This is a genomic window from Burkholderia sp. HI2714, from assembly GCF_002223085.1.
Taxonomy (GTDB): domain Bacteria; phylum Pseudomonadota; class Gammaproteobacteria; order Burkholderiales; family Burkholderiaceae; genus Burkholderia; species Burkholderia lata_D.
In genome coordinates this window covers 1-3,071 of record NZ_NKFM01000110.1, presented here as the reverse complement: position 1 = coordinate 3,071, position 3,071 = coordinate 1, and the positions used below count along the sequence as shown (strand labels likewise).

The following is a 3,071-nucleotide window of genomic DNA, read 5'->3' as shown; positions in this document are numbered from 1 at the left end:
TGGCGACATCTGAAATATCGATGGCGATGCTTCGCCACCTGGACCAAGAAAACCATCGATGCCGAATTGGCCGACCTACTGGCCGGGTACGGCATCAAATATCAAGTCAGTTTTTCGTGAACACTTAATTCATTTTATCACGTTGGTTGCGTATTGCAGTACTCGAAAAGCCATTTGGTGATATGGCTGTGTTTCACTTGATGAATATTGCCATTCAAGTATTATCTACGGCTATATTTTATTTTTGATGAATTGTGCTTTCAACTTGAGATTAATGACATGAGAATTATTTCAAAGAAAAAGTGTATTGGTGGTGCGACTATGGCGGCCTTTCTGCTGTCGAGCGGTTTATTGTTTTACGGAACTTCCAGCGTGGCTGCGGATTTTAGGTCAAATTATTTTGGAGGGTTGCCGGAGCGTATCGACGGAAACGTACTTTTGAAGCAAATTGTAAATAGGTCTATATTTGTAAATATAGATGGCGCGAACGAGACTCTTGGAACCGATGCTGTCACGAGTTTATTAGGAGGGAGATTCACTCAAATATTTGGACTGGTTGTGAAATTGGGTCCTGATGGCACGGATAATCGCGCCGCAAGTTTCTTTATGCGAACGGCTGGATTGTATGGCAACGCACCCTCTATCATTCTGAAGGATTCTTCCGGAAATTATGGGTATTCAGGTATATCGGCCCATTTTGGAAATGGGATTGCATCGATTAAATTCTTCGGGGCTGGTGAGGACCACAGTAATTATGTGAATGGCACATCTTTCCGGCGCAGTCTTGAGGATTCGAAGAATCTAGTAAAAAATGATGGTGGGTCGGTGATTTTTAAGCGGATGACAGCTTCTGATGCATATGTCCTGGATGATAGTGCTACGGCTGTGAAGATGTCCGTTTACGTTTCCCCCTCCAGCGATGGCGGTGGGTATATTTTGGTGACGTTTAATCAGGCTCAATATAATGAAGCTGGAAAATTAATATTCATTGGAAAAAATTTGACAAGTAAACAATTTGTTTACAAGGTGGATGGGTATACGATAAATCAATGGATGTCGCTCCCGGTGATTGCAAGCTCGTCGAAGAGTGCATTTGATGGAAATTTTGATGCATTTGTGAGAAATATTCCGGCCACTGTGAATCCAACTGATCAATATTTTGGCGAAAACGAATCGGTTATACTTTTCAGCCACTTAGCAAAGAAGCCTGCGTCTAGAGAGGCGCGTGGAATCGGTGAGGATATTTGGCAGTGCCTTTCAACGTTCGGATTGTGGTGCTTAGAAAGATTCGGTGGCGCGCCGACGATCGATGCTCCGTCTCACGAAATGCTTGTCAGCGAGATTGTTACTAGCCAACCACAACGATCGAATCGTACCGAGTTGACTCCATATGTTTCTGAGGAAATATCTCCTCCTCGACGGTTGTCAAATCGAGAGGATGTTCAGCTAGCTATGGACGAGTTGGCATGCGGGAAAAGCGATCCATCAGACATTAGTTCTCCGCAGGAATGCTCGGTCGAAGATGAGCAAGCAACAAGTGTCTTTACCAATTTATCTCTCAACGAAATGCAGAGTCTGCGCCAGGCATTGCATGACTATGCAGATGCTCTTCAATGGGGGGCGGCGGCCGCCCCTATTGTCAATACCGGGAATGGCATTGTTGATCAATGGGTGCTTCAGAACCCGGGCAGAGCTGAAGGCTTGTTGGATAGTTTGATTATAATCGCAAGAAATTCCAGTGCGATCGATAAGCCCACGACGAAAGGTGCGGTGCGGAACCGTAAGAAGGCAATTAAAGCTCAATGCGTTTCGAATTCTAGGCAGGAAGTCGAGGGGGAAGGCTGGGAGTGCGTAAAGAAAGTTGCAAAAATGAAAGGCGGTTCCACAGAAAGAACTGGCTTGCCTCCGACCTTAAATAAAGGTGGCGTTTTTTATATGAGCACAGATGGGGCTCAGGCGGGAAACTTCAACGTACTAATTCGAGAGGTAAGCAATTCCGGCTTGGCGCCTGCTGGGTATACATCTGAAAATTTTCGTATGATGGTAAGTGCGATTGCTCGCGACGGCGCACCGGCAGGTCTAAATCGAGGTGTCGTATATTTGATGAATTCGGTAAATCCGAATCGCCATGCAAATCAAGGGGTGAGATTCGGATTTGGCATTGCGCATATCTTGTCACCCGGGCCAACAGAAGAACAACGACGTCGGGGTATTACTTCCGGTCCGGATATCGGTCATCGAGAAGATTGGGCGAGGCTCGGTGTTAATAATGATGCTGCAGGGCGAGCATTGTTGGCGAGGATCATCATGGCGGCGATCTCCGGCAGCGACGCACCATTATCGAGCCCTCCACGAGTTTCTAGTAATGGCTTCAACTACGCCAGAACCTACGGCTCTATCACTATTGGAAATGGATTGCATTACGACACTTATACGAATATCGTGATTGTCATCGGATCGAATGGGAATGTTATTACCGCTTACCCAACGCGAAATTCTCGAAAAAAGTCAGGGGCATCAGAGTTGAGATAAATTTGGTTGAGGGCTATTGTTATTGAGCTTGATCGCAATAATCTCTCAACAGAAAGTAAATCTATAATTTGATCCGAATCCTTGAAGGACCGCATCGACGTCTTCTTCAAGGGTTTGGAGAGGGTCGGCCGGGATTCGTGAATATGCTCAGCACCGGATTATGCGCGGCGGCACGAGTTCAATCCTGGTGTGGCTCCGTCACGCGCGGTCCGCCCGAGTTCGACAGCTACGGCACGATTTTGAGCCGTTTTTTGCTTTGGCTTCCATAAGCTCTTCCCGAGAACCACTTCCGCATTTCTGAGTCTATGCGCCGATAGGCTTTTGTGACGCGAAACGTGAAGAAGCAGAAAGGGTTGGAGTTGAGTGCGGAAGATAGACGCCGACTGGAACTGAGCTTCCCCCGAAATTTCGCTCTCCAAGAGGTCGGGTAAACTCGACGGAATGGAAAGCAAAATGTTGAAGATACCGAAGCAGCAACACACGCCGGAATTCAGGACGCTTGCGGTGCAACGGGTGAAGGATGGCCAGAGTATTTCGGT

1 protein-coding gene is annotated in these 3,071 nt (G+C 47.0%); it reads left to right on the top strand.

Going from position 1 to position 3,071, the window contains the following annotated elements:
- Positions 1–279: 279 nt before the first annotated feature.
- Positions 280–2,532, top strand: a complete 2,253-nt coding sequence (locus tag CFB82_RS42970; RefSeq protein ID WP_143751082.1) for a hypothetical protein — start codon at positions 280–282, stop codon at positions 2,530–2,532.
- The last annotated feature ends 539 nt before the right edge of the window (positions 2,533–3,071 follow it).